We start from the raw sequence: 18228 nt of genomic DNA on the forward strand, positions 1-18228 counted from the left end.
TACGCGTGCCATTCTCCGGTGCGGCGTCACCGCACGGGAAACGGCTCCTCGTCCGCCGCCGGCACCCCCGGCCGCGCTCGTGATCCGGTCGCCGGCCGGCCGGCGGCCGCGTGGCCGTGCAGACGGGCGTAGGTGCCGGCGAGGCCCAGCAGTTCGTCGTGGCGGCCGGATTCCACCAGCCGGCCGTGGTCGAGGACGAGGATGCGGTCGGCGTCCGGGGCCAGCCGCAGATCGTGGGTGATCAGGAGCGTCGTGCGGCCGGACATCAGGCGGCGCAGCGGTGCGGTCACCCGGCGGGCGGAGAGCGCGTCGAGGCCGGTGGTCGGCTCGTCCAGGACGAGCACCGGGGCGTCGCGCAAGAGGGCGCGGGCGATGGCGATGCGCTGGAGCTGGCCGCCGGACAACTGGGCGGTGCCCGGGGCGATATGGGTCGCGTAGCCGTCGGGGAGCGCGCTGATGAAATCGTGGGCGTCGGCGTCCCGCGCGGCCCGTACGACCTCGTCGCCGGTGGCGCCGGGGCGCCCGCAGGCGATGTTCTCCCGGATGGTGCCGTGCAGGACGAGCGTCTTCTGCGGGAGCAGGGTGACGTGCTCGCGCAGGAATTCCAGCGGGAGGGCGTCGAGGCGGGTGCCGTCGAGCCGGATGTGGCCGGCGGCCGGGTCGTAGAAGCGGGGCAGGAGCCCGGCGACGGTGGACTTGCCGGCTCCGCTGGGGCCGGTGATCAGGACCAGTTCTCCGGGGCGTGCGGTGAAGGAGAGGTCGCGGAGGGCGTACGGGGCGGGGGCCGGGGCCGCCTGCGCGGTGTCCGCGGTGTCAGCGTTGTCCGGCCCGGGGTAGCGGAACCAGACGTGGTCGACGTCGACGACGCCGCGGATCCCCCGCGGCGGGCGGGGCGACGCGGATCCGCCCGTCCCCGTGAGGCCGGGCGGAGGGTCGGCGACGGCGGGCCGGGCGGCGAGGATCTCCAGCAGCCGCTCGGCGCCGGCGGTGGCGGCGGTGACGGTCAGCCCGAGCTGGCCGAGCGCCCGGATCGGCGGGTAGAGGTAGCCGAGGAAGGCGGCGAAGGCCAGCAGCTGCCCGAGGGTCATCCGGTCCTGGGAGATCTCCCACGCGCCGAGCCCGATGACGGCCAGTACGCACACCGTCTCGATCACCTCGACGAGCTGGGCGTACATCTCGCTGAGCCGGGCCCCGCGCACGGAGGCGCGCATCCAGGCGCGCGCCTCGGTGTGCAGCCGCTGCTCCTCGGCCCGCCGCCGGTTGTACGCCTGGGTCAGCACGATGTTGCCCAGCGACTCCTCGACGACGGACGTGATCGCCCCGTCGGCGACGCGTTCCTGCCGGGCCGCGGTCCTGATACGGGCGGCGAACTGCCGGGCGGTCAGCCAGAACAGCGGTGCCAGCACAAAGGTCGCCAGCGCCAGGTCCCAGCGCAGGATGAGCGCGGCGGTGAAGAAGAAAACCGTGCTGAACAGCGAGGAGACGGTTCTGACCACCCCGGAGACGACCAGCTGCTCGATGGCCTCGACGTCCCCGGTGAGCCGTTCGACGAGATCGCCCTGCCGGTGCCGCTGGAAGAAGTGCGGGGGCAGGTCCTGGACGTGCCCGAAGACCCGGGCCCGCAGCCGCATGACGAACCGTTCCGCCACCCATACGGCCGTAGAGTTGCCCAGGTATCCGATGACGGCCCCGAAGGCCGCCACGCCCAGCCACTTCGCCGCCGGCGCCCAGAACGCCGCGAGCGACCCCTTCTGCAGGGCATGGTCGGTCAATTCGCCGAAGAGGAGAATCGCGGCGGTTTCCGCGAGCGCGGCGATCACGACGCAAAGGCAGATCAGGACCAGCCGGCGCCGGTCGCCTTTCACCAGCGGCCAGAAACTACGAAATGCCTGCCGGACGGACGCGCTCTTCGTTGTTTCCGCGGTGGCCCCGGGCCCGGCATTTTCCTTTTCTTCGCCCCCGGTGAATTCCGATACGGGGAATTTCTGTACGGGCGCGCGGGCCCGCAGTCGTACCGTCGCCTGGTCATCGTACGGAGACATCCGCCGCCGCTCCTGTTTCGTGGGTCCGGTGGGTCCCGTGGCTCCGGTGGATCCGTGTGTCCTGTGTCCGTACGGGAGGCCCGGAGGCCGGTCCCGGCCCCACACCGGGGCCGGCCTCCGGAGGCGTCGGCGTCAGCCGCCGATCACCCGGCGGCGGGCGCGCTCGACGGTGACGACCCGGCGGGCGCGGGCCGGGGTGGTGGTCACCGTGCCGCCGCAGTGGTGGGCGGGAACACCCCGGTGGGCGGGCTCGGCGCGACGGGCCGGAATGGCGGCAATGATCTTGCGGAAGGTCATGGATTTCTCCGTTGCTCGTCAAATGGTTGAGGTTTTCCTGCCGCCGTGTTGTTGCTCTCCGGCGGCGACGAGGAAAACGTTACGGCAGAAAACCGAGCCGCCGGTGCCATTTCTCATGAGGTGTTGCTTAATTAAGGATGAGGGCATTTCTCATATGTGGCGGGTGATTTTACGTGCGTCTTATACTGGCCGCTCGACGGCGGCCGGGATCGCCGCCGACCGGGCCGGGGCCGCCCGGCCCGCCCGGCCCCAACCCCCGGGAGTAGCCCCCCGCTTGCCTGTCCGCCATATCCGCGTTACCGGCGATTCAATGTCGCTTGCGAGCATCGCTGAATGCAGCCCGCTGTGCCCAACGCACCGAAACCGAGGCTCCGAGTAGCGCCGTCGCTGTCCGACGCGCCTGGAATCCCCGGAGCGCGGAAGAATGAAGGCATGAACCAGCAGTCGCGCGCTCAGGCCCAGGTCCCGCCCGACACGCAGTCGCCGAAGCCGTCATCGACCCCGCCCGAGGCCGCGGGGCCGTCGGTCCAGCCGTCTGTGGGCTCCATCGCCGCGCACCGCCCGAACGCGGTGCGGGGCACGCTCCCCGAGCTGGAGCCCGAGATGGACGCCGACCTCGACTCGTACGAGGAGACGGGTGTGCCCGGCGCGGACGGCGAGGAGCTGCCCAGCGGCCGCTTCCTGGACCGCGAGCGCAGCTGGCTGGCGTTCAACGAGCGGGTCCTGGAGCTGGCCGAGGACCCGGCGACCCCGCTCCTCGAACGGGCGAACTTCCTGGCGATCTTCGCCAGCAACCTGGACGAGTTCTTCATGGTCCGGGTGGCCGGCCTCAAGCGGCGGATAGCCACCGGAGTGGCCACCCGCTCGGCATCCGGCCTCCAGCCCCGCGAGGTGCTGGACCTGATCTGGACGCGCTCGCGCGAGCTCATGGCCCGGCATGCCGCCTGCTTCCAGCAGGACATCGCCCCCGAGCTCGCCGACCACGGCATTCACCTCATCCGCTGGCCCGAGCTGACCGAGAAGGAGCAGGCCCGCCTGTTCACCCTCTTCCGCCAGCAGATCTTCCCGGTGCTCACCCCGCTGGCGGTGGACCCGGCGCACCCCTTCCCGTACATCTCGGGGCTGTCGCTGAACCTCGCCGTCGTCGTACGCAACCCGGTCAGCGGCCACGACCACTTCGCGCGGGTCAAGGTGCCGCCGCTGCTCTCCCGCTTCCTGGAGGCCTCCCCGCAGCGCTACGTCCCCATCGAGGACGTCATCGCCGCGCACCTGGAGGAGCTGTTCCCGGGCATGGAGGTGCGGGCGCACCACATGTTCCGTGTCACCCGCAACGAAGACCTGGAGGTCGAGGAGGACGACGCGGAGAACCTCCTCCAGGCCCTGGAGAAGGAGCTGATGCGGCGCCGCTTCGGGCCGCCGGTCCGCCTCGAGGTCGAGGAATCCATCGATCCCGGCGTGCTCGATCTGCTCGTCCAGGAGCTGAAGGTCTCGGAGGCCGAGGTCTACCCGCTGCCCGGCCCGCTCGACCTGACCGGTCTCTTCGGCATCGGGGCCCTGGACCGCCCCGAGCTCAAGTACCCGAAGTTCGTGGCCGGCACCCACCGTGACCTCGCGGAGGTGGAGTCGGCGACCGCCCCCGACATTTTCGCCGCGCTCCGGGCCCGCGACGTCCTGCTCCACCACCCCTACGACTCCTTCTCCACCTCCGTACAGGCCTTCCTGGAGCAGGCCGCCGCCGATCCCGACGTCCTCGCCATCAAGCAGACCCTCTACCGCACCTCCGGCGAGGACTCCCCGATCGTCGACGCCCTGATAGACGCCGCGGAATCGGGCAAGCAGGTCCTCGTCCTCGTCGAGATCAAGGCCCGCTTCGACGAACAGGCCAACATCAAGTGGGCGCGCAAGCTGGAGGAGTCCGGCTGTCATGTCGTCTACGGCCTGGTGGGCCTCAAGACGCACTCCAAGCTGTCGCTCGTCGTCCGCCAGGAGGGCGAGATGCTGCGCCGCTACTCCCATGTGGGGACCGGCAATTACCACCCGAAGACGGCCCGGCTGTACGAGGACCTGGGGCTGCTGACCGCGGACCCGCAGGTCGGAGCCGATCTCTCCGACCTCTTCAACCGGCTCTCGGGCTACTCGCGCCGCGAGACCTACCGCCGGCTGCTGGTCGCCCCCAAGTCGCTCAGGGACGGTCTGATCCAGCGCATCACCAAGGAAGTCGCGCACCAGCGGGCCGGCCGCCCCGCCTATGTCCGCATGAAGGTCAACTCCATGGTCGACGAGGCCGTCATCGACGCCCTCTACCGCGCCTCCCAGGCAGGCGTACAGGTCGACATCTGGGTACGCGGCATCTGCGCGCTGCGCCCGGGAGTCGCCGGACTGAGCGAGAACATCCGCGTCCGCAGCATCCTCGGCCGCTTCCTGGAGCACTCACGGGTGTTCGTCTTCGGCAACGGCGGCGAGCCCGAGGTCTGGCTGGGCAGCGCGGACATGATGCACCGGAATCTGGACCGGCGGATCGAGGCGCTGGTGCGGGTCACCGACCCGGCACACCGCGCCTCCCTCAACCGCCTTCTGGAGACCGGGGTTTCGGACACCACGTCCTCCTGGCACCTGGGCCCGGACGGCGACTGGACCCGGCATGCGGTGGACGCGGACGGCGCGCCGCTGCGCAACGTACAGGAAATGCTCATTGACGCCCGGAGGCGCCGGCGTGGCCCAGCGACATGACCAGCCGACCGGAGGGCCGGCGGGTCTTATCGGTATCGGATACGAGCCCGGCGGGGCACCCGGAGCCCGTGCCGCGGTGGTGGACGGACCGGCGGGGGAGCCGTACGACCCGTACCGGGCGGGGGATTTTGGGGAGTTGGGGGACATGGGGGGCACGGCCGGTTCGGGGGAGCCGGAGCAGTCCGGGGGGCCGGGGCCCGACGCCCGAACGGCCGGCGAAGTACTGGCCGGCTATCTCCACCGCCAGTCCGCGGACTTCCTGCGCAGCCTGCGCCTGCACCGCGAGAGCGGCTCGGACGCCCAGGGCGCGGGCGAGGCCGCCGCGCTGCTGCGCAGCTCTGCCCGCCGGATCAGCGCCACGCTCTACACCTTCCAGCCGCTGACCGACGAGGCCTGGGCCGGTCAACTCCGCGCCGAGCTGGGCTGGTTGGCCGGCGCCCTGGCCCGCGAACACGCCTGCGCCGCCCGCCGCGACCGCCTGATGGCCGCCCTGCAACGCCTGACGACGCCCGCGGCGAACGCCCCCGCCCCCGATGCGGACGCCGAGAGCGCCCTGTCGGCCGGGGCCGCGCGGGCCGGGGCGCTGCTCGACCGGCAGCTCACCCTCGCCCGCACCCGCGCGCACTCCGCCGCGCTCCAGGCGCTGGGCTCCTCCCGCTTCCACGCCGTCGCCGACTCCGTCGCGGTGCTCGCCTCCGAGGCGCCGCTGACCCACGGGACCGCCGACGTACCGGCCGCCGAGGCGCTGCCCCAGTTCGCCGAACAGGCCCACCGGCGCCTGACCGAGGCCGTCACCGCCCTCCCGCTCTCCCGCGCCGGCCATCCGTACAACGCCGATGCGCTGGCCGCCGACCACCGCCAGGACGCGCCCTGGCACCAGGCACGGATGCTGGTACGGCTGAGCCGCTACGCGCAGGAAGTGATCGCGCCGGGATACGACGACCCCCGGCTGGCCGACGCCGGCCGCGCCCTGGAGCGCCACCGCGACGCCGCGGAGGCCGCCGCCGCCGCGTCCGCCGCCGCCCGCACCCCCCGCATCGCCCCGGCCACCGCCTACGCACTGGGCGTCCTGCACGCCGACCAGCGCCACGAGGTGGAGGCGGCCCGCTTCACCTTCGGCCGGGTGTGGCTGTCGCACGCCAGGGGAGGCGGGCGCCATGACCGGTGAACCGGTGATCCGGGCGGCGGGGTGCGTGCTGTGGCGGCGCGCGGCGTACGGCGACGGGCTGGAGATCGCCCTCGTGCACCGCCCCAAGTACGACGACTGGTCGCACCCCAAAGGCAAGCTGAAGCGCACCGAGGACGCCCTGTCCGGCGCGGTCCGCGAGGTGGCCGAGGAGACCGGCATGACCTGCACCACCGGCCCCGAACTCCCCACCGCCCGCTACCTGGTCGGCTCCCGCCCCAAGGAGGTCCGCTACTGGGCGGCCGAGGCCACCGGCGGCACCTTCGTACCGAACAGCGAAGTGGACCGCATGCGGTGGGCCGCCCCCGGCGCCGCCCGCCGCTGCCTCACCCAGACCAGGGACAAGGAGCTGGTGGACGCGCTCCTCAGCGCCCTCCATATGACCGGGGAGACGCGCTGACGACGGCGCGGGGTGCCGGGCCGGGCGGCCGGGGCCGGGCGGTCACGGCCGGTTTTCGAGGAGCTCCTTGAGGGTCTCCAGCTCGGTGTCGACCAGGGCGACCTGCTTCCGGAAGAACTCCTCGGTGAAGGCCGGCGGCCGGAAGAACGTGATCATGAATTCGGCGCCGTCGCCGTTGGGGACCACACGGGCGGGCACCGTCCAGGACGCGGTGTCGTCGAGGTAGTCGTGGTCGAGGATGCCGAGCTCGGCGTTGGCCCGCAGGCGCAGCTTGCCGGGGCCCATCGGGGTCGACATCTGCCACCAGTCGGGGTCATCGGTCGGCGCGATGGACTGGATGTTGACCACCGCCCACCGGGGCCAGTTCGCGGGGTCGGCGAGGAAGGCGTACACCTCGGCGAGGGGGCGGTCGATGCTGACGGTCTTGGTGACGGAGGACGTGATGTTCATGGCGTTTCCTCGGGGTTGCGGTGCCGCGGCGCGGGGTGGGCCTCGCCGACCAGGCTCCGGATCCACGTCTCCAGCTGCCCGCGCCGCTCCGCGCCGAGCGAGCCGAAGTAGTGGGCGTCGTTGCGGTCGGCCAGCTCGGCCAGGACCGGCACGAGGGCGCGGCCCTCGTCGGTCAGTACGAGCCGGACCGTGCGCCGGGAGGCGGGGTCGGGCTCGCGCCGGATCAGTTGCTTGGCCATGAGGCGGTCGACCAGCCGGGAGACCGCTCCGGGGTCGATGTCCATATGGGAGGCCACCGCCTTGGTGGTGTCCTGGCCGTGGAAGACGCTGACCATCACTCCCCACTGGGAGACGGTGACGCCGTGCCGGCCCAGTTCCGCTTCGAAGCTGCTGTGGACCTCGTCGGACAGCCGGCGAAGCCAGTAGCCGAGATGGTCGTGGAGTCCGCTTGTCCCGCTCATACCTCCACCATCGCTGTCGTGACAACTCTTGTCAAGGCAACAGTCTGTCCTGAAGGGGGCGGGCGCGCGGGTGGCGTCCCGCGGCCCGCCCTCGGTCCGGTCAGGCGTTCCCGTCCTTGTCCGGCCGGAGCATGGTGTTCACCGTCAGGGCGGCCGCCACGACCAGGGTGCGCAGGGGCTCCGGCAACGGACGCAGGATCTGGAGGTGGTAGAAGTCCGACCCGCCGATGATGTCCAGGACGATGTCGAGCACGCCCCGGCCGATCCGGGCGACCTCGGCGCCGGTGTGGTCGGTGATGGTGAAGGTGAAGGCGTACCAGCCCTCCGCCTTGATCTGTCCGAGGGTCTGGCCGCCCGCGATCAGGTCGAAGCTGACATGCCCGATCACCGTGTCCTGGACGATCTCGCCGACCGGCGTCCCGTCCGGACGCTCGACGGACACCCGGGATTTGACCACCTTGACGCCCCGGCTCAGCACCAGGAACGGCATGCCTGCGGCATCTCGGATCTCGAACTTCCGCGAGAGATAGCGGTCCATCGTGCTGACGAACCGCAGTGCCTTGCGCGCGGCGTTCTGGCCGGTCTCGGCGACCGAGCCGACCTCGTTGCCGTTGCGGTCCCGGATCCCGTAACTGGTGGTGATGTCGACCCATTTGAAGTCCTGCTCCACCAGCAGCAGATCGGCCGAGAGCAGCGCCTCGGGGCCGGGCCCGCCGCCCATCTGCGGGTGCTGCTGCGGGAACTGCTGCGGTGGGTACTGCTGCGGTGGGACCTGGGCCTGCGGCGGGTAGGGCTGCTGCTGCGCCGGAGCCGGTGCGTACGGCTGCTGTGCCTGGGCCGGCGGATAGCCCTGCTGCTGGACCGGGGCCTGCGGGTACGGCTGCTGGACCGGAGCGTGCTGTGCCGGAGCCTGCGGATACCCCTGCTGTGCGGGAGCCTGCTGAATCGGAGCCTGCTGAACCGGTGCCTGCGGGTAGGCCTGTTGCGGCGGCACCGCCGCTTGCGCCGGAGCGGGAGCGGGAGTCGGGGCGGGTGCGGGAGCTGTCCGGGCCGGGTCCGGCTGGGTGTGCTCGGTCCAGCGATATCCGTCCCACCAGCGCAAAACCGGTGTGCCGTAAGGGTCCTGGTACCAGCCTTGGGGAACCGCGTTCTGCGTCACGGCGGCAACCCTAGCCACCCGCGGATTCGAACGTCGAGGCGAGGGGGAGCGCCGACCGGGACGGCGGCCGCACCGGGCCGGGCCGGGCCGAGAGCGCCCGGTGCGGCGGGGCCGTGGCGGCCGGCTACGCCGGGTGCGCCGCGGCGACCGCGGTGGCGTACGCCTCCAGGGCGGGCCGCGGCGCGCGCCCGAGCAGCTCGCGCAGCGCGTTGTGCCCGATACGGGTGCCGTCCAGGAAGCCGGCGGCGATGGCGGAGTACGTCCCCACCAGCATCGGCACCTGGAAGGGCAGGGCCTGCCCGGCCGCGATGAGGGCTTCCCGGGTAAGGGCGAGCGAGCCGGGCCGGTACGAGCCGCCGACCGCATCCGCCAGCTCCGCGCCACCCAGGGGCTCCTCGCCGACGAGTTCGTAGCAGCGGCCCGCGTGCTGCTGAGGGGCGGTCATCACGCGGGCCGCCACCTCCGCGAGGTCCTCCCGGGTCACCGCGGCCAGACGCCCCTCGCCCAGCGGCGCGGCGATCGTGCCGTCCGGGCCCGGAGGGGCGATGGCGGCGAGGAACTCGGCGTACAGGCCGTTGCGCAGGATGGTCCATTCCAGGGAGCTGCGCTGGATCCTGCGTTCGGTCCAGCGGTGGGCGAGTGCGTAGGCCAGGTGGTCGCCGTCGCCGCTGAGGCTGGTGTAGACGAGGTGCCGTACGCCCGCTTTCTCGGCGGCGGATATGGCCGCCTCGTGGCGGGCGATGACGACGTCGTCCTCCCCGTACCCGGCGGAGATCAGCAGCACGGTGTCCACGCCGGTGAAGTCGAGCGAAGCGGGATCGTCGAAGTCCACGCGGCGTTCGGCCGGGGAGCGAGGTGCCCGGGTGCCGAGCAGTACATCGTCGCGCGTCGCCAGTTTCGCGGCGACGAGCTGTCCGAGCGCGCCCGCGGCGCCGGTGATCAGCATCATGGGGAGGTCCTCCTGAGCGGTGTGGTTCCATCCTCGGCGGAGGAACCCGATCGCATAAGGAGGCACTTCGATGTCAGCAGGGCACACCGCGGTAACCGCCCCGGTCGCCGCCGGGCAGCCGGTGATCTCCTGCGAGACCCCGCAGGACGAGTGCGGGGTCCGGGACGTGCTGGACCGGCTCGGCGACAAATGGTCCGTCTATGTCGTCGTCGAACTCGCCGCCGGTGTACGCCGTTTCAAGGAACTCCAGCGCGCCATCCCCGGTGGCATCTCACAGCGCATGCTCACGCTCACCGTCCGCCGCCTGGAGCGCGACGGGCTGGTGAAGCGCACCGTGTACCCCACCGTCCCGCCTCAAGTGGAGTACGAGCTGACCGAGATGGGCCACAGCCTCACCCACCTCGTCAAGACTCTCGCCGACTGGTCGATCGCCCACCGCCCGGCCGTCGCCGCCGCGCGCGAGGCCTGGGACGCGGCGCATCCGGACTCGGGTATTCGCTGATTCCTCGGGTCCGGTGGGGGCCCGTGGGGGCCGGGTGGGCGCCGCAGCCGAAGGGGGCCGGCCCGTGCGAGCAGGTCCCCTGGGTCGGGAGCTTTCGGTAAGAGGATTTCGGCAATGCGGTAAGAAGATGTCGGGGTTCTCGCGGGCCTGATGAACAGCGGCCGCCGTGGCCTCCGCCACCGAATCCGCCGTCGCCGTATCAGTAGCCGTAATAGCCGCCGTATCCGCCGTATCCGTCATATCCGCCGTATCCGTAGCCTCCGTATCCGGCGCCGTAGATGATGACGACGGAGCCGCCGGCATAGCAGTCCGGGCCCCAGTTCCAGTCGTCGCAGTTCCAGTAGTGGGAGGAGGCGTGTGTGGGTGCGACTGCCGGTGCGGTGGTGGGAGCTGCCGCGCTTGCGGCACCGGCCCCGGCCAGCACAAGGAACGGCACGGCACAAAGTGCGGCAGCTATGCGATGGGTCCTGGTCTTCGCGCGCATGATGGTCCCCTCTCGGGGCTGACAACTTGCCGATTCCTCGGCGTATCACATGTGGAGTTCTCCTCGGGAGTTCTCCCGGGCCTCACCGCTGCGCACCAGGAACGCGCGAAGCCCCTGCGCACCGGGCGGGGCGACTTCGCAGGAATGGGACCTGCGTCGCTGACACCGTTGCAATCTCACGGTTGCAGTCTCAAACAGATGTCCCTTTCGAGCCTAGGCACGGGTCCCAGCAAGGTCAAACATATGCTCTCCGCATATGTCCGATTCCGCTGCGGAGCCGGACGGGGCGAAATTCCCTTGGCGGTCGCCCACGGCCGTCCTTACTGTGCCGACCGTGACGAAGCTTCCCGAGCTCTATGTCGCCGTCGACGTCGAGGCGGACGGCCCCATTCCCGGCCCGTACAGCATGATTTCCCTGGGCATGGCCGTCGTGGGGCGGCCCGACCTGTCCTTCTACGCCGAACTGCGGCCGATTTCCGAGGAGTTCGTGCCGCAGGCGCTGGCGGTGTCCGGGCTGGACCGCGACCGCCTGGTGCGCGAGGCACCGGCGCCCGAGGAGGCGATGGCGGCCGCGGCGCGCTGGGTGAACGCTCTGCGCAAGATCGGCCGCCCGGTCTTTCTTGCCGCGCCCGCGGTGTGGGACGGGATGTTCGTGCACTGGTACTTCCTGCGGTTCACCGGGAAGAGCCCGTTCGGGGCCACCGGTTCCGGAGTCGACCTGCGCAGCTACTGGATGGGGCTGACGGGTGGTGAGTGGGTGGCGAGCCGCAAGGGGAACATCAAGCACGCGCTGGGGCTCACCGGGTTGCCGCATACGCATCATGCGGGCGAGGACGCGCGGGAGCTGGCGCAGGTCTTCGAAGCCGTGCGGGAGAGCCGGGCCGCTGACCGGCCGGGGCGGGCCGGTCAGGGCGCGGCCGTCAGCGACGCCGCAGCGAGGCGTCCGCCACGGCCGGCGGCAGGTAGTAGCTGTCGGCCCGGTTGAGGTCCGTGCCCGGCGGGACGATCTCGTCGATGCGGTCGAGTACGTCCTCGGTGAGGGTGACCTCGGCGCCGTCCAGCATGCCGGTGAGCTGGTCGAGGGTGCGCGGGCCGATGATGACGGAGGTGACCGCGGGGTGCGATCGGACGAAGGCGGTCGCGAGGTGGGGGAGGGAGAGGCCGGCCTCGGCCGCGACCTTCGACAGGGCGGCGACCGCCTCGGCCTTGCGGGCGTTCTCCGGGACGGAGAGGTCGAACTTCCGTGACTCCATACCGGCCCGGGAACTGACCGAGAGATCCCGGCCGGAGAGCCAGCCCGCGCTGAGCGGGCCCCAGGTCAGCACCCCCATGTCATAGCGCTGCGCGGTCGGCAGCACCGCGTTCTCCGCACCGCGCGCCAGCATCGAGTACGGCGGCTGCTCGCTGCGGAAGCGGACGTGACCGCGGCGCTCGGCGGTCCAGTGGGCCTCGACGATCTGCTCGGCGGGGAAGGTCGAGCAGCCGACCGCCCGTACCTTGCCGGACCGTACGAGGTCGGAGAGCGCGCCGAGGGTCTCGTCGATGTCGGTGGTGGGGTCGGGGCGGTGCATCTGGTAGAGGTCGATGTGGTCCGTGCCCAGCCGGCGCAGACTGTCCTCCACCGCGCGCATGATCCAACGCCGGGAGCTGCCGCTGTGGTTGGGGTCGTCGCCCATCGGGCTGACGGCCTTCGTGGCCAGGACGACGTCCTCGCGGCGCCCCTTGAGCGCCTTGCCGACGATCTCCTCGGACTCGCCGGCCGCGTAGACGTCCGCGGTGTCGATGAAGTTGATGCCGGCGTCCAGCGCGTGGTGCACGAGCCGTACGCACTCGTCGTGGTCGGTGTTGCCCCAGGCGCCGAGCATCATCGCGCCCAGCGCGTACTCGCTGACCGAGATGCCGGTGCCGCCGAGGATCCTGCGCTTCATTCGGAGCTCCTTGTGCGAGTCAAGTGTCACGTCAAGTGGAGTGGTGAGAGGTGGCGGAGACGTAGGAGTTCTCAGGGCCGGCGCCGGGCCCGTGGGACGTGCGGGGCGGCCACTGAGGTGTGTGCACCACCTTGCTGGCCGGGCACGGAGCGGACCAGGCCCGTCACAGCCTGGGTCCGGCGGAACCACCCATCCGGCGGTGCATCGCATACTGGAGGAATGCTGTACGCGGAAGTCGAGATCGGCTCGTTCCTCAAGGCGCGCCGCGCGGCGCTCGATCCGGCCGGGCTCGGCCTGCCCGGTGGGATCAACCGCCGCCGGGTGCGCGGGCTGCGGCGCGAGGAGGTCGCCCAGCTCGCCGGCATCAGCGTCGACTACTACACCCGGATCGAGCAGGGGCGGGCGCCCGCGATCTCGGATTCCGTGCTGGACGCGATCGCGCGGGCGCTGCGGCTGACGGACGGCGAGATCACCTATCTGCGGAACGTGGCCGTGCCGAGGCCGCGGGGCGACGGTGCCGGGGCATGCGTTCCTGGGGCGTCGGCGCCCCGTCAGACCGTACGGCCCGAGATCCGGCAGCTGCTGGACGCGATGGGGGACACGGTCCCGGCCATGATCATCGGGCGTGGCATGGACATCCTCGCCTGGAACGCCCTGGGCAGCCGGGTCGCCTTCGACCTCGAGGCGCTGGCGCCCGACCGGTGCAATTCGGCGCTGCAGGTCTTCCTCGCCCCCGAGGCGCGCGGGCTGCACCCGGACTGGCAGCGGATCGCCGACGAGGTCGTCGGCAATCTCCGGGCCGAGAGCGGGCGCCATCCCGACGACCCGCGGGTCTGTGAGGTCGTCACGGAACTCCTCGACCGCAGCGCGGACTTCCGGCGGGTATGGGAGGCGCAGGCGGTGAGCGAGTGCCTGCGGGGGACGAAGCGCATCGTGAACCCGCTGGTCGGAGAGCTGGTGGTGACGTTCGAGAGCTTCCGGCTGAGCACGGACGCGGACCAGGCGCTGGTGACGTACAGCGCCCCGCGCGGGTCGGTGACCGAGGAGCGGCTGCGGGAGCTGGCGGGGGCGGTGGCGCAGGGCGCGCAGCCGGTGGGGGCTGCGTAGCGGGCCCGGTTACGGCGCATCGGCCCGGCCGCGGGGCTCAGCCGCGCGGCGCCAGCGCCTCCCACCGGACGGTGACCTCCCCCTGGCGCCGCCGCCGGGGATCCCCGGCCAGCGGCCAGTCCGTCGCCAGGGCGCGTACGGCGGCGAGCCAGCGCTGCCGGGCGCCGAGTGCGGTCAGCGGGGCGGCGGCCGCCCAGGCGCGGTCGAAGTCGCGCAGGAAGGCGTGCACGGGCTCGCCCGGCACATTGCGGTGGATCAGCGCCTTCGGCAGACGTTCGGCCAGGTCGGAAGGGGTGTGGAGGGAGCCGAGCCGGGTGGCGAAGGTGACCGTACGGGGCCCCTCGGGACCCAGCGCCACCCATACGTGCCGGCGCCCGATCTCGTCGCAGGTGCCCTCGACCAGCAGCCCGCCGGGCGCCAGCCGCGCGCACAGCCGCTGCCACACGGCGGCCACCGCATCCTCGTCGTACTGGCGCAGGACGTTCGCGGCCCGGATCAGGACGGGCGCGCGGCCCTGCCCGCCGGGCAGCGGCACCTCGAAGCCGCCGTGGACGAAGTCCAGCCCCGGCCGCTCGTACGGCTGCGCGGCCGCCACCCGCGCCGGCTCGATCTCGATGCCGACCACCCGGGCGTCCGGCCGGACCGTGCGGAGCCTGCCCAGCAGCTCCACCGCGGTCCAGGGCGCGGCCCCGTAGCCGAGGTCGACGGCGACGGGGTCGGCGGCGCGGCGCAGCTCGGCGCCGTGTTCGGCGGCTATCCAGCGGTCCATGCGGCGCAGGCGGTTGGGGTTGGTGGTGCCGCGGGTGACCGTGCCGACGGGGCCGGGAGGGGTGGCGGGAAAGCCGCGGAGCGGGGTGGTGGGGGCGGAGGTGCGGCGGGCCATGGCATCGAGAGTACGGGCCGTGGGCGCGCCGCCCGGCCGAAGGTTACGCTTTGGCAAAGTGGCCGGAGAGTGTGCCGGACGGAAATGGATGGGCGAGCTCCGTTGTTGGACGGGGGCGGAGGCGTACAGACCGCCCGGCCTAGGAGGTAGCTCGCAGTGAGCCCATACGTATCCCGGCTCCGCAGCCGCCACGGCGGTTCCGCCGCGCCGTCCCGGCGTGGCGGCGGCCAGCTCGCCGCGCAGGCGCGGCTCCGGCTGCCGGGCGCCCCGCGCCGCCCGCGCCGCGTGGCGATGCTCAGTGTGCACACCTCCCCGCTGCATCAGCCCGGCACCGGCGACGCCGGTGGTATGAACGTCTACATCGTCGAGCTGGCCAAGCAGCTCGCCGCGATCAACATCGAGGTCGAGATCTTCACGCGCGCCACGACGGGCACGCTCCCGCCCACCGTCGAGCTGGCGCCGGGCGTGCTCGTGCGGCATGTGGACGCGGGCCCCTACGAAGGCCTCGCCAAGGAGGAGCTGCCCGCCCAGCTCTGCGCCTTCACCCACGGCGTGATGCAGGCCTGGGCCGGCCATCGGCCCGGCCACTACGACCTGGTCCACTCCCACTACTGGCTCTCCGGCCACGTCGGCTGGCTGGCCGCCGAGCGCTGGGGCGTCCCGCTGGTGCACGCCATGCACACCATGGCCAAGGTCAAGAACGCCGCCCTCGCCGTCGGCGACACCCCCGAGCCCGCCGCCCGGGTGATCGGCGAGACGCAGGTGGTGCGCGCCGCGGACCGCCTGATAGCGAACACCGCCGAGGAGGCGGATGAGCTCGTACGGCATTACGACGCGGAGCCGGGCCAGGTGGCGGTGGTGCATCCGGGGGTCAACCTGGAACGCTTCCGGCCACGAACCGCAGGCACCGGGTCCGCCAACGCCTCCGCCGGCTCCGCCGCCTCCGACGCCTCCGACGTCGCCGCGAGCCGATCCGCCGCCCGCGCCCGCCTCGGCCTGCCGCAGGACGCGGTCATCCCGCTCTTCGCCGGCCGCATACAGCCGCTGAAGGCCCCGGACATCCTGCTGCGCGCGACGGCCGCCCTCCTGGACGAGGACCCTTCCCTGCGCTCCCGGCTGGTCGTCCCGGTGGTCGGCGGGCCCAGCGGCAGCGGTCTGGCCAAGCCGGAGGGGCTGCAGAAGCTGGCCGCCCGGCTCGGCATCGCGGACATCGTGCAGTTCCGCCCGCCGGTCGGCCAGGAGCAGCTCGCCGACTGGTACCGCGCGGCATCGGTGCTGGTCATGCCCTCGTACAGCGAGTCATTCGGGCTGGTCGCGATAGAGGCCCAGGCCTGCGGCACGCCCGTCGTCGCGGCCGCGGTCGGCGGGCTCCCGGTGGCCGTACGCGACGGCGTCAGCGGCTTCCTCGTCTCGGGCCACGACCCGTCCGACTACGCCCGCGCGCTCGCGCGCTTCACGGCGGACCCGGCGCTGTCGACCCGGATGGGCGTCGCCGCCGCCCGGCACGCCCAGTCCTTCGGCTGGGACACCGCCGCCTCGGCGACCGGCGACGTCTACACCGCCGCCATGCAGGAACGCCGCCGTCACCTGCGCTCCCTGCACGGGTGAGCCGTCACCTACGATCCCTGCATGGGTGAGATGACCGGTGATGCGGGCGGTGCGGGCGGTGCGGGCGATGGTGCGAAAGACCGTGGAGTGGCCGGTGGGGCCGCCGGTGGGCCGATGACGCCCGCCGAGGTCATCGAGACCACCCTCCAGGACGCCGAACTGGACTGGGAGTCCCCGTCCCCCGGCAGCTACGTCATCAAGCTCCCCGGCACCCGCAAGCTCTCGACGACCTGCTCGCTGATCGTCGGCAAGCACTCCCTCTCCATCAACGCCTTCGTCGTCCGCCACCCGGACGAGAACCACGAGGCCGTCCACCGCTGGCTCCTCGAACGCAACACCCGCCTCTACGGCGTCAGTTACGCCATCGACAAGCTCGGCGACATCTACCTCGTCGGCAAACTCCCCCTCGCCGCCGTCACCCCCGACGAACTCGACCGCATCCTCGGCACGGTCCTGGAGAACGCCGACGGCAGCTTCAACACCCTGCTGGAGATGGGCTTCGCGACGGCGATCCGCAAGGAATACGCATGGCGGGTGGCGCGCGGGGAGTCGACCCGGAATCTGGACGCGTTCGCGCATCTGACGGGCCGGTCGTCGGCGTAATGTCAACTGCCCGCTGACGTAGGCCGATACGTACGCAGGGCCGTACGCCGGGACGCGCGACGCGGGAACGAGGCGACGCAGGAACGCGGCGCGGGGACATGCGGTGAACGGGGGGACCGATCATGCCGATATCGCACGCAGTGACACGGGCGCACGCCCTGATCAGGGCGGGGCACAACGGCGCGGCCGAGCGCGTCCTGCGGCAGGCCGCCGACGACGAGGGCGATGCGTGCGCCGACCGGGAGCTCGGCCGCCTGCTGTCGCTCCGCGCCCTGTACCGCCTGCCCCAAGCGGGGGTCCCCTTGGCGGAGGCGGAGGAGCGCCTGGCCCGGTCGGCGGAGAGCGACCCGGATACGGCGAGGTCACCGAGCAGATCATCGCCGCCGACCCGGTCGATCTGCTCTGGGCCGCCCCCGCCACGACCATGGTGGCCAACGATTTCGACATCGAGCCCGTGCGCCTGGAGGTGTACCGGGCGGGGCGGTGCGTGGCGACGTACGAGCAGCCCGACGGGACGGACGTCCTCGACTGGCTACGGGAGACCGCGCCCCGACTGGACGTCTCCGGCCCCCGGCTGCCGCACGGCCGCCCCGTGTGCATCTCCTCGGTGATCCATCGCTACGGCTACCGCTCGGGCGGTACGGACCGCTGACCGCGGCCGGGCACCCGCCCTCCGGCCCCGTCGCCTGTCACCTGGCCCAACCCGCTTTCCACCTGGGCGAACCCGGCGACCAGCGCCTCGACCGCAAAGCGGAACCGCTCCTCGTCGTCCACCCCGGCCCCGGTCCGTGCCGCCTCGGAGAGGAGCGGATAGCGCGAGGCGTCCAGCCGGGCCAGCCAGCCGGGCGAACCGGGGGTCTGCCCCTGCGGGTCGGCGTCGCTCCCGACGCCGACCTCGCCGGCCGCGTGCCCGACGACGAACAGCGACAGCGCGTTGAGCGCATCGACCGCCCGGCCGAGCGGAAAGCCCGCGCCGGTCAGCGCCTCCAGGCCGCGTTCCACCGCGTCCAGGCCCGTGGGGGTCACCATGGGGCGGGTCACCACCAGCGGCAGTACGCCGGGATGCCGGAGCAGCGCCGCCCGCAACGCGGCCGCATAGCCGGTCAGTTGCTCGTGCCAGGCCGCGCCGTCGGCCGCCGGCGGCAGCGCCTCGGCGAAGACCCGCTCCACCAGTCCGTCGAGCAGCGCGTCCTTGTTCGGCACGTAGTGGTAGAGCGTCATGGCCTCCACCCCCAGCGCGCCCCCGAGTCGGCGCATCGACAGGCCCCGCAGCCCTTCGCGGTCCACCAGGTCCAGCGCGGTGTCCAGCACCAATGCCCGTGACAGCCCGGCCCGTTCCCCACGCGTCCGCTTGCCCGCCCCGCCCGTCATGCCGCTCGCTCCCTCTGCCGTCGTCCTTGACTTTCTTACGGCGTAAGGCCAGCCTAGCGCCCAAGATA

General features: G+C 72.3%; 19 protein-coding genes. 9 read left to right on the forward strand and 10 right to left on the reverse strand.

The genetic code is table 11. The features are described 5' to 3' along the window. Positions 1–26 precede the first annotated feature (26 nt). On the reverse strand, positions 27–2042 hold the full coding sequence (locus AC5677_RS22690) for an ABC transporter ATP-binding protein (RefSeq protein WP_497189748.1): 2016 nt from the start codon (positions 2040–2042) through the stop codon (positions 27–29). Positions 2043–2174: 132 nt separating this feature from the next. Further along, entirely contained in the window at positions 2175–2339 is a 165-nt protein-coding gene (locus AC5677_RS22695) for a hypothetical protein (RefSeq protein ID WP_497189749.1), read from the reverse strand. A gap of 432 nt (positions 2340–2771) precedes the next feature. Between AC5677_RS22695 and AC5677_RS22700 the strand changes: the two genes are divergently transcribed. From AC5677_RS22700 to AC5677_RS22710, 3 genes are read left to right on the forward strand one after another with little or no spacing between them, the layout of a single operon-like run. Further along, complete coding sequence (locus AC5677_RS22700; protein ID WP_497189750.1) at positions 2772–5069, forward strand: RNA degradosome polyphosphate kinase; 2298 nt, start codon at positions 2772–2774, stop codon at positions 5067–5069. Then, the gene (locus tag AC5677_RS22705) at positions 5032–6237 is read left to right on the forward strand and encodes a CHAD domain-containing protein (RefSeq protein ID WP_497189751.1); all 1206 of its coding nucleotides are present in this window, start codon (positions 5032–5034) and stop codon (positions 6235–6237) included. Before AC5677_RS22700 ends, AC5677_RS22705 begins: the two co-directional genes overlap by 38 nt. Continuing rightward, the gene (locus tag AC5677_RS22710) at positions 6227–6655 is read left to right on the forward strand and encodes an NUDIX hydrolase (protein WP_497189752.1); all 429 of its coding nucleotides are present in this window, start codon (positions 6227–6229) and stop codon (positions 6653–6655) included. The genes AC5677_RS22705 and AC5677_RS22710 overlap by 11 nt, the downstream gene beginning before the upstream one ends. Positions 6656–6697: 42 nt before the next feature. On the opposite strand, the gene AC5677_RS22715 is transcribed toward AC5677_RS22710, so the two are convergent. The 4 genes from AC5677_RS22715 to AC5677_RS22730 all read right to left on the reverse strand — a co-directional run bounded on the left by AC5677_RS22715 (position 6698) and on the right by AC5677_RS22730 (position 9674). Then, a complete protein-coding gene (locus AC5677_RS22715; protein WP_497189753.1) occupies positions 6698–7105 on the reverse strand; it encodes an SRPBCC family protein in 408 nt (135 codons plus the stop codon). Further along, positions 7102–7566, reverse strand: a complete 465-nt coding sequence (locus tag AC5677_RS22720) for a MarR family winged helix-turn-helix transcriptional regulator (RefSeq protein WP_497189754.1) — start codon at positions 7564–7566, stop codon at positions 7102–7104. Before AC5677_RS22720 ends, AC5677_RS22715 begins: the two co-directional genes overlap by 4 nt. A gap of 100 nt (positions 7567–7666) precedes the next feature. Next, positions 7667–8725, reverse strand: a complete 1059-nt coding sequence (locus AC5677_RS22725) for a phospholipid scramblase-related protein (RefSeq protein ID WP_497189755.1) — start codon at positions 8723–8725, stop codon at positions 7667–7669. 124 nt (positions 8726–8849) lie between these two features. Then, complete coding sequence (locus tag AC5677_RS22730; protein WP_497189756.1) at positions 8850–9674, reverse strand: NAD(P)H-binding protein; 825 nt, start codon at positions 9672–9674, stop codon at positions 8850–8852. A gap of 70 nt (positions 9675–9744) precedes the next feature. Here AC5677_RS22730 and AC5677_RS22735 point away from each other — a divergent pair, with 70 nt between their 5' ends. Beyond that, entirely contained in the window at positions 9745–10176 is a 432-nt protein-coding gene (locus AC5677_RS22735) for a winged helix-turn-helix transcriptional regulator (protein ID WP_497189757.1), read from the forward strand. A gap of 199 nt (positions 10177–10375) precedes the next feature. On the opposite strand, the gene AC5677_RS22740 is transcribed toward AC5677_RS22735, so the two are convergent. Further along, positions 10376–10612: a hypothetical protein gene (locus AC5677_RS22740; protein ID WP_497189758.1), complete on the reverse strand. Its 237-nt coding sequence runs from the start codon at positions 10610–10612 to the stop codon at positions 10376–10378. 382 nt (positions 10613–10994) lie between these two features. On the opposite strand from AC5677_RS22740, the gene AC5677_RS22745 reads away from it, so the two are divergent. After that, positions 10995–11645, forward strand: coding sequence for an exonuclease (locus AC5677_RS22745; RefSeq protein WP_497189759.1), 651 nt, complete (start codon positions 10995–10997; stop codon positions 11643–11645). Here the strand turns inward: AC5677_RS22745 and AC5677_RS22750 are convergent. Further along, entirely contained in the window at positions 11581–12588 is a 1008-nt protein-coding gene (locus tag AC5677_RS22750; protein ID WP_497189760.1) for an aldo/keto reductase, read from the reverse strand. The two genes, AC5677_RS22745 and AC5677_RS22750, sit on opposite strands and share 65 nt — an antisense overlap. A 219-nt stretch (positions 12589–12807) precedes the next feature. On the opposite strand from AC5677_RS22750, the gene AC5677_RS22755 reads away from it, so the two are divergent. Beyond that, positions 12808–13695, forward strand: a complete 888-nt coding sequence (locus AC5677_RS22755; RefSeq protein WP_497189761.1) for a helix-turn-helix transcriptional regulator — start codon at positions 12808–12810, stop codon at positions 13693–13695. 37 nt (positions 13696–13732) lie between these two features. On the opposite strand, the gene AC5677_RS22760 is transcribed toward AC5677_RS22755, so the two are convergent. After that, positions 13733–14578 (reverse strand): class I SAM-dependent methyltransferase, encoded by an 846-nt coding sequence (locus AC5677_RS22760; protein ID WP_497189762.1) that lies wholly within the window; start codon positions 14576–14578, stop codon positions 13733–13735. Between the two features lie 156 nt (positions 14579–14734). Here AC5677_RS22760 and AC5677_RS22765 point away from each other — a divergent pair, with 156 nt between their 5' ends. The 3 genes from AC5677_RS22765 to AC5677_RS22775 all read left to right on the forward strand — a co-directional run bounded on the left by AC5677_RS22765 (position 14735) and on the right by AC5677_RS22775 (position 17441). Further along, positions 14735–16186 carry a glycosyltransferase gene (locus tag AC5677_RS22765; protein WP_497189763.1) on the forward strand — a complete coding sequence of 484 codons (1452 nt, stop codon included), beginning with the start codon at positions 14735–14737 and terminating at the stop codon, positions 16184–16186. 114 nt (positions 16187–16300) lie between these two features. Beyond that, positions 16301–16789, forward strand: a complete 489-nt coding sequence (locus AC5677_RS22770) for a type III secretion system chaperone family protein (RefSeq protein ID WP_497196722.1) — start codon at positions 16301–16303, stop codon at positions 16787–16789. Between the two features lie 424 nt (positions 16790–17213). Continuing rightward, the gene (locus tag AC5677_RS22775; RefSeq protein WP_497189764.1) at positions 17214–17441 is read left to right on the forward strand and encodes a hypothetical protein; all 228 of its coding nucleotides are present in this window, start codon (positions 17214–17216) and stop codon (positions 17439–17441) included. Here the strand turns inward: AC5677_RS22775 and AC5677_RS22780 are convergent. Further along, on the reverse strand, positions 17414–18160 hold the full coding sequence (locus AC5677_RS22780) for a TetR/AcrR family transcriptional regulator C-terminal domain-containing protein (RefSeq protein WP_497189765.1): 747 nt from the start codon (positions 18158–18160) through the stop codon (positions 17414–17416). The two genes, AC5677_RS22775 and AC5677_RS22780, sit on opposite strands and share 28 nt — an antisense overlap. Positions 18161–18228: the final 68 nt, after the last annotated feature.

The sequence above is a fragment of the Streptomyces sp. JLSY215 genome (assembly GCF_059682825.1).

What these genes read in the sequence shown, in the direction of transcription:
- AC5677_RS22710 (WP_497189752.1), top strand. Translation starts at nt 6,227, where the DNA reads ATGACCGGTGAACCGGTGATCCGGGCGGCGGGGTGCGTGCTGTGGCGG.
- AC5677_RS22690 (WP_497189748.1), bottom strand. Translation starts at nt 2,042, where the DNA reads ATGTCTCCGTACGATGACCAGGCGACGGTACGACTGCGGGCCCGCGCG.
- AC5677_RS22750 (WP_497189760.1), bottom strand. Translation starts at nt 12,588, where the DNA reads ATGAAGCGCAGGATCCTCGGCGGCACCGGCATCTCGGTCAGCGAGTAC.
- AC5677_RS22700 (WP_497189750.1), top strand. Translation starts at nt 2,772, where the DNA reads ATGAACCAGCAGTCGCGCGCTCAGGCCCAGGTCCCGCCCGACACGCAG.
- AC5677_RS22735 (WP_497189757.1), top strand. Translation starts at nt 9,745, where the DNA reads ATGTCAGCAGGGCACACCGCGGTAACCGCCCCGGTCGCCGCCGGGCAG.
- AC5677_RS22730 (WP_497189756.1), bottom strand. Translation starts at nt 9,674, where the DNA reads ATGATGCTGATCACCGGCGCCGCGGGCGCGCTCGGACAGCTCGTCGCC.
- AC5677_RS22715 (WP_497189753.1), bottom strand. Translation starts at nt 7,105, where the DNA reads ATGAACATCACGTCCTCCGTCACCAAGACCGTCAGCATCGACCGCCCC.
- AC5677_RS22775 (WP_497189764.1), top strand. Translation starts at nt 17,214, where the DNA reads ATGGTGGCCAACGATTTCGACATCGAGCCCGTGCGCCTGGAGGTGTAC.
- AC5677_RS22695 (WP_497189749.1), bottom strand. Translation starts at nt 2,339, where the DNA reads ATGACCTTCCGCAAGATCATTGCCGCCATTCCGGCCCGTCGCGCCGAG.
- AC5677_RS22770 (WP_497196722.1), top strand. Translation starts at nt 16,301, where the DNA reads ATGACGCCCGCCGAGGTCATCGAGACCACCCTCCAGGACGCCGAACTG.
- AC5677_RS22720 (WP_497189754.1), bottom strand. Translation starts at nt 7,566, where the DNA reads ATGAGCGGGACAAGCGGACTCCACGACCATCTCGGCTACTGGCTTCGC.
- AC5677_RS22755 (WP_497189761.1), top strand. Translation starts at nt 12,808, where the DNA reads ATGCTGTACGCGGAAGTCGAGATCGGCTCGTTCCTCAAGGCGCGCCGC.
- AC5677_RS22780 (WP_497189765.1), bottom strand. Translation starts at nt 18,160, where the DNA reads ATGACGGGCGGGGCGGGCAAGCGGACGCGTGGGGAACGGGCCGGGCTG.
- AC5677_RS22760 (WP_497189762.1), bottom strand. Translation starts at nt 14,578, where the DNA reads ATGGCCCGCCGCACCTCCGCCCCCACCACCCCGCTCCGCGGCTTTCCC.